Consider the following 6858-nt stretch of genomic DNA (forward strand, 5'->3'; position numbering starts at 1 on the left):
GTTTTCTCGACCTGCATGGGAAAACTCACTGCATCAACGGCTCAAACTCTCATAGTCGGCCATTAGCGAGATTTTGTACCTGCTACCTGCTGAAATTTCCGACAGCTCTCGCACTTCAAATCCTGCGCATGGCGCAGCTTTTCTGTGCAAAAGAACGCCGCAAAACGCTTTTCCCGCCCTGTATTCGGGAGTCTTTGGACACAAGGGAAATAGTTCATGTACGTATTTCGACACCGACCCGATGCCGAAACGGAAATGTCCGGACATCTTTGACCCTGTCATCCGCTCGCTTATAGATTCGCCCGGTGCCAAGTCGGCGCATCACGATTCTTGAAGAGAGAGCTTACCTATGGGCTATATGAACGGTGGCTGGCAGGCCAATGAAGTAACCGACCTCGAACAGCTGGAAGCGCCAACGCCTGAACAGATCGAAGCCCTGCAACTGAACGAGGAAGAGCTGGCCGAGCTCGTGGTTCAAGACGTGCGGCGAAGTGATTTCCCCGCGCTTGCATGAGGAACAGATTCCATGAGCAGGAAAAAATTGGCTGGGCGCGAGTTGACGTGTGTGCAGTCAGAACAACGGGTGCATGCCGAACTTGCGGGTATCGGACTTGCCGTCTGCGTACGCACCGTTGGCAAGGAAATTGTACTGGTGCAAGTCCAGCTGGCTACCGAAACCGGGATTCGGGCGCAAGGCTCTGGCAAGGGATACCCTCAACAGGCTCGTCTCGGCGCGCTGTATGAAGCCCTCGAACATTACTGGTCCGACGTCTTTTTCCAGACAAGCGCCCATAACATGCCAGCGACGTATTTTGCGCAGACTGCGCTGTTTCACGATGACTCGGTCCTGCAATTTCTCAGTCGGCAACCGGATGCCCAGGTCGCTTGCAGAACCTTTGAATCGGCAGCGCTCCAGACCGTTTTCTCCTATCCAATGGCCCTGACCTCGCCCAATTCGCCGCTACATGAAAGTGCGGACTGTCGTGTACTGCGCCGCTACAGCAGCAATAGCGGAACCGCGATTGGAGCGACCTACAATGAAGCCGTGCTGCACGCCGCCAACGAATGCATCGAGCGCGACGCACTGTCACTGTTTCTGCTGGATCATTTTTATTATGAAAATCATCCGCCACTGCGCGTAGTCGCGCGGCTGGCCGAAAGCGATCCGCTGGGACGATTGTGGGCCGACGCAGAACGAGAGATCGGTTCGAGTATCGTGTTGATCGATATCAGCAGCGAATTCATTGCCCGCACTTTTCTCGCTTTTTCGGCGAAAACCAGCTTCAGCAGTGTGTGCGGCACAGGTTGCTCCCTCAATCCGCGACACGGCGCCTGGCGCGCGATCACCGAACTCGTGCAACTGCACCACACTGCGTCGGACAGCGAACATCAGCAGTATCAGAGCAATTCGCAAAGACACCTGAGGCATTTCCCGCGACTGTTACGTTGCGCCAGGTTCGACGCGCAAACCTTGCTGCAAAAACCTCTTCAGGACAGGGTCACACTAACTGCCGCCAGCGCCGAACGCCCTCTGTGCGAGCAAATCGGGCGACTGGAAAAGGACCTGCTCGATCACGGTCGGACACTGGGCGTATGCGTACTGCATCGGACAGCGCTGGGGACAACGCTGGTCAACGTGGTGATCCCCGGGCTGGAGCGTTTTTTCATCGTGTCCAACGGCAATGTGGTTGTCCCGCAAACACGCGGACGACGTCGGGCTCCGGCCGATCAGGCAAGGCTGGAATGAATCGCTCAAGTATCGATGTCGATCAAGCCAGGCTGGCCGGGGCAATCAGTGGTATATCGAACCGCCGGACGGTCATCGACTTATTCACCCGCCACGCTGACGGCAATCACCCGCCACAGTGTATTTGACCGTGTTGAGGCGACCCTTCGAATCTTCGTAAGTCATTGCGGCAGGCACTACGGCGCAGGCGACTTGCGGGCGTACGACACTGACCACTTTCACCACATCCAGCTTCATACCGTATTCGTAGTCCCGAATCACCGGGGACGGCTTACCCTGGCTGGCAGCGTATTGCTCCATGGCCTTGACGTTGGCACTCAGTGCTCGCTCGAAAGTGCGGTCACCGCCTCCTTCAGCCAGTGCACTCAGCGACATTGCCATAACACCGGTGAACGTCAAAAAGTGGATCAATTTCATCTGCATTACCTCCATAAAAAGCCCGGGATCGACTCACGACAACGGGCTTGTTCCAGTGCTGTGCGCCTACAGGTCTCGGGATGTGTCGTCTTTCTTTTCATTGGCGACAACCGGGCTGCCGGCGGCCTTCTCCTTGGCGACGAACAACTCCACGGAGCGATCGTTGGCGGTCATCATGCGTTCGAAGGTGCGGTCGCCGCCGCCTTCGGCCATCACCAGAGAAGACAGCATCAGGGCGGCTGCGAAGGCACTCAGTTGGGCGAATTTCATGGTTGATTCCTCGTTATTAATTGACGGAATCAAGGTAACAAGGCGCACCTTTCGTGACGGTGGCGGCGCAATTACAGATTCGTAATGTGGTGGCAGTTTTGAATCCGGGCGGAAAACTGCTTCACCTTTGGCTGGCCCACCGCATTCGTGAGCAGGCTCACTCCCACAGGGATCGCAGTCATCCGCACATTCTGTAAACACCACTGAACCCTGTGGGAGCGCGGCTTGCCCGCGAAGGCGTCAGGTCAGGCGATATCTTCATCGGCTGGCCCACCGCATTCGCGAGCAGGCTCACTTCTACAGGGATCGCAGTCATCCGCCAATTCTGTGAACACCACTGAAACCTGTGGGAGCGCGCGGCTTGCCCGCGAACGCGTCAGGTCAGTCGAAATCTTCATCGGCTGGCCTACCGCTTTCGCGGGCAGGCTCACTCCTACAGTGACCGCAGTCATCCGCACATTCTGTGAACACCACTGAACCTGTGGGAGCGCGGCTTGCCCGCGAAGGCGTCAGGTCAGGCGATATCTTCATCGGCTGGCCCACCGCATTCGCGAGCAGGCTCACTCCTACAGTGACCGCAGTCATCCGCACATTCTGTGAACACCACTGAACCTGTGGGAGCGCGGCTTGCCCGCGAAAGCGTCAGGTCAGGCGATATCTTCATCGGCTGGCCCACCGCTTTCGCGGGCAAGCCCGCTCCCACAGTGACCGCAGTCATCTGTGAGCGCCACTGAAACCTGAGGGTTACCTACCGGGTGGAGACTGGGTCTTCATCCCGGCGGTGGGCGATCTGGTAGAGCGCGGGCAAGATCAGCAACGTGAGAATGGTCGAGGACAGGATTCCACCGATCACCACGGTTGCCAGCGGTCGCTGCACTTCGGCCCCGGTACCCGTCGCCAGCGCCATCGGGATAAACCCCAGCGATGCCACCAGCGCCGTCATCAACACTGGCCTCAACCGGGTCAGCGCGCCGACATTGATCGCCTCTGTGAGCGACCTTCCCTCTTCACGCAAATTGCGAATGAACGCGATCATCACCAAGCCATTGAGCACCGCCACGCCCGATAACGCGATGAAACCTACGCCGGCGGAAATCGACAACGGAATATCCCGCAGCCACAGCGCCATCACCCCACCGGTCAGCGCAAACGGAATCCCGGTGAACACCAGCAAGCCATCCTTCAGATTGTTGAACATCATGAACAACAACCCGAATACCAGCAGCAACGCCACCGGCACCACAATCTGCAAGCGCTTGGCCGCCGATTGCAGTTGCTCGAACTGCCCGCCCCAACTGGTCCAGTAACCGGCCGGCACCTGCACCTCGCGCTCGATCAGCGCACCGGCCTCGCTGACGAATGAGCCGATATCCCGCCCGCGCACGTTGGCGCTGACGATCACCAGACGCTTGCCGTTCTCGCGACTGACCTGGTTCGGCCCGAGGACCAGATCGAGGCTGGCGACGTCCTTCAGTGCAATAAAACCGATCTGGTTCGCCGCGCCACTCAACGCCGGCACCGGAATCAGCAGCGCCGACAAGCCGTCGATGTCCTTGCGCATGGCGTCGGACAAACGCACCACCATGTCGAAACGCCGATCGCCCTCATACAAGGTGCCGGCCTGACGCCCGCCGACGGCCACAGCGATGGTGTCCTGCACATCGCCGACATTGAGTCCGTAACGCGCCGCCTTGTCGCGGTCGATATTGATGGTCAGCACCGGCAACCCGGTGGTCTGCTCGACCTTCACTTCAGAGGCACCGTTGACCTTCTGCATCGCCGCCGCGATCTTCGCTGCCGTGGCGTTGAGCACGTCCATATCATCGCCGAACACCTTCACCGCGACATCGCTGCGCACGCCGGAGATCAGTTCGTTGAAACGCAACTGGATCGGCTGCGACAGTTCATAGTTGCTGCCCGGCAGCGTCGCGGCAGCGGCTTGCAGTTCAGCCATCAGGGTTTCGCGGGATTTGTTCGGGTCCGGCCACTGCTCATTGGGCTTGAGCATCACGTAGCTGTCGGAGATGTTTGGCGGCATCGGGTCGGAAGCGATTTCTGCGGTGCCGGTGCGCGCGAACACCCGTTCAACCTCCGGCACTTTGGCCAGGATCAACGTTTCCAGGCGCTGCTGCATGTCCACCGATTGCGTCAGGCTGGTGCCCGGCACGCGCAGCGCTTGCAGGGCGAAATCACCCTCGCTGAGGCTCGGCACAAACTCGCTGCCCATGCGGCTGGTGAGCACGCCACTGAATACGATCACAGCCAGCGCCGCGCCTACCGCAACCGCGCGGTGGGCCATGACCCACGTCAGCGCCGGTGCATACACCCGACGCGCACCGCGCATCACTGCGCCCTCTTCTTCCTTGACCTTGCCGGTGACGAACAGCGCAATCGCCGCCGGGACGAAGGTCACCGACAGCAGCATCGCACCGAGCAGCGCGATGACCACAGTGAACGCCATCGGGTGGAACATTTTCCCTTCGACGCCACTCAGGGCGAAGATCGGCAGGTACACCACCATGATGATCAACTGGCCGAAAATCAGCGGTCGGCGCGCCTCTTTCGCCGCCGCGAACACTTCCTTGAAACGCTCGGCCCGAGTCAACAAACGGCCGTGATGCTGCTGTGCGTGAGCCAACCGGCGCAGGGTGTTCTCGACGATCACCACCGCGCCGTCAACGATGATCCCGAAGTCCAGCGCCCCGAGGCTCATCAGGTTGGCGCTGACTTTGTTGCTGAACATGCCGGTGAAGGTGAACAGCATCGACAGCGGAATCACCATCGCCGTAATCAGTGCGGCGCGGATGTTACCGAGGAACAGGAACAGAATCGCGATCACCAGAATCGCGCCTTCGACGAGGTTCTTTTTCACCGTGGCGATGGCTTTGTCGACCAGGTGCGTGCGGTCGTACACCGGCACGGCGATCACGCCTGGCGGCAGGGATTTGTTGATCTGTTCAAGCTTGCTGGCGACCGCCTGTGACACGGTGCGGCTGTTCTCGCCGATCAGCATGAACACCGTGCCGAGCACCACTTCGCGACCATTTTCGGTGGCCGCGCCGCTGCGCAATTCGCGGCCAATTTCCACGCTGGCGACGTTCTTCACCCGGATCGGCGTGCCATCGACGTTGGCCATTACGATGTTGGCGATGTCCTCGGTGCTTGCCACTTGCCCCGGCGCGCGGATCAGCAACTGCTCGCCGCTGCGCTCGATGTACCCGGCGCCGACGTTGGCGTTGTTGCGCTCCAGCGCAGTGACCAGATCGGTGAGGGTGAGCTTGTACGCGGCGAGGCGTTTCGGGTCGGGCGCGATCTGGTATTCCTTGGCAAACCCACCGATGGTGTTGATCTCGGCCACCCCCGGTACGTTGCGCAATTGCGGCTTGATGATCCAGTCCTGAATCACCCGCAGATCGGTCGGCGTGTAGGCTGTGCCGTCATCCTTGAGCGCGCCCTCCCTCGCCTCGACCGTCCACAGAAAGATCTCGCCGAGGCCGGTGGAGATCGGCCCCATCACCGCTTCCGCGCCTTCAGGCAATTGCTCCCTGGCGATCTGCAGACGCTCGTTGACCAGTTGGCGAGCAAAGAACAGGTCGGTGCCGTCCTTGAAGATCACCGTGACCTGCGACAGCCCGGAGCGCGACAGCGAACGGGTCTGCTCCAGCGCCGGCAAACCGGCCATGGCGGTTTCAATCGGGAAGGTGATGCGCTGCTCGGTTTCCAGCGGCGAGAACCCGGCGGCGCCGGTGTTGATCTGCACCTGGACGTTGGTGATGTCGGGCACGGCGTCGATCGGCAGCTTTTGATAACTGGCGATGCCGAGGCCGGCCATGAGCAGAACGGCGAGCAGCACGATGATGCGCTGCTCGATGGCAAACTGGATCAGGCGTTCGAACATGGGGACCTTCCAGAATTAATGACTGTGCTCGGCCGAGGCTTTGCCCAGCTCCGACTTGAGAACGAAGCTGCCGGCGCTGGCGACTTGCACGCCCGGTTCCAGCCCTTGGGTGACTTCCACGTGGCCGGCGGCGCGGCTGCCCAGCTCCACCGCCTGCGCCTTGAAGCCGTCGTCGGTACGGACGAATACCGTGGGTTTGTCCTCGACGGTCTGGATTGCGGTTTCCGGCACGGCGACTTTGGCCTCGCGGCTGTCGGTGGCGACCAGTGCGGTGACAAACAGCCCCGGACGCCATGAGCCCTGCGGGTTTTCCAGGGTCACGCGTACGGTCGCGGTGCGGGTCTGTTCGCCGAGCAGACTGCCGACGTACGCCACACTGCCAGTCACTTCGGCCTTCAGTTCAGGCGCGCTGACAGTCACCGGTTTCCCCACCTGCACCTGGGTCAGATCCTTCGGTGAAACGCCGAAGGTCACCCACACGCGGGACAAGTCCGAAAGAGTGAAAGCGGCGGTGGTCTCATCGACC

At 60.3% G+C, this 6858-nt stretch carries 6 protein-coding genes; 2 read left to right on the forward strand and 4 right to left on the reverse strand.

The window, feature by feature from the left end:
- The first annotated feature begins 349 nt into the window (after positions 1–349).
- Together DBR18_RS28390 and DBR18_RS16890 are read left to right on the forward strand one after the other, a co-directional pair.
- Positions 350–514 (forward strand): hypothetical protein, encoded by a 165-nt coding sequence (locus DBR18_RS28390; RefSeq protein ID WP_177482397.1) that lies wholly within the window; start codon positions 350–352, stop codon positions 512–514.
- Between the two features lie 12 nt (positions 515–526).
- Complete coding sequence (locus DBR18_RS16890) at positions 527–1747, forward strand: YcaO-like family protein (protein WP_108591160.1); 1221 nt, start codon at positions 527–529, stop codon at positions 1745–1747.
- A gap of 84 nt (positions 1748–1831) precedes the next feature.
- Here DBR18_RS16890 and DBR18_RS16895 read toward each other — a convergent pair whose 3' ends face one another.
- The 4 genes from DBR18_RS16895 to DBR18_RS29340 form a co-directional block, all read right to left on the reverse strand.
- A complete protein-coding gene (locus DBR18_RS16895) occupies positions 1832–2164 on the reverse strand; it encodes a DUF2790 domain-containing protein (protein ID WP_108591161.1) in 333 nt (110 codons plus the stop codon).
- A gap of 66 nt (positions 2165–2230) precedes the next feature.
- Positions 2231–2434, reverse strand: a complete 204-nt coding sequence (locus DBR18_RS16900) for a co-regulatory protein PtrA N-terminal domain-containing protein (RefSeq protein WP_108591162.1) — start codon at positions 2432–2434, stop codon at positions 2231–2233.
- Between the two features lie 748 nt (positions 2435–3182).
- Complete coding sequence (locus tag DBR18_RS16905) at positions 3183–6332, reverse strand: CusA/CzcA family heavy metal efflux RND transporter (protein ID WP_108591163.1); 3150 nt, start codon at positions 6330–6332, stop codon at positions 3183–3185.
- A 15-nt stretch (positions 6333–6347) separates the two neighbouring features.
- On the reverse strand, positions 6348–6858 hold a 511-nt coding region (locus DBR18_RS29340; RefSeq protein ID WP_256588758.1), incomplete at its 5' end, for an efflux RND transporter periplasmic adaptor subunit.

It is taken from the genome of Pseudomonas sp. HMWF021, assembly GCF_003061005.1.
Taxonomy (GTDB): Bacteria; Pseudomonadota; Gammaproteobacteria; order Pseudomonadales; family Pseudomonadaceae; genus Aquipseudomonas.

What these genes read in the sequence shown, in the direction of transcription:
- DBR18_RS28390 (WP_177482397.1), top strand. Translation starts at nt 350, where the DNA reads ATGGGCTATATGAACGGTGGCTGGCAGGCCAATGAAGTAACCGACCTC.
- DBR18_RS16895 (WP_108591161.1), bottom strand. Translation starts at nt 2,164, where the DNA reads ATGAAATTGATCCACTTTTTGACGTTCACCGGTGTTATGGCAATGTCG.
- DBR18_RS16900 (WP_108591162.1), bottom strand. Translation starts at nt 2,434, where the DNA reads ATGAAATTCGCCCAACTGAGTGCCTTCGCAGCCGCCCTGATGCTGTCT.
- DBR18_RS16890 (WP_108591160.1), top strand. Translation starts at nt 527, where the DNA reads ATGAGCAGGAAAAAATTGGCTGGGCGCGAGTTGACGTGTGTGCAGTCA.
- DBR18_RS16905 (WP_108591163.1), bottom strand. Translation starts at nt 6,332, where the DNA reads ATGTTCGAACGCCTGATCCAGTTTGCCATCGAGCAGCGCATCATCGTG.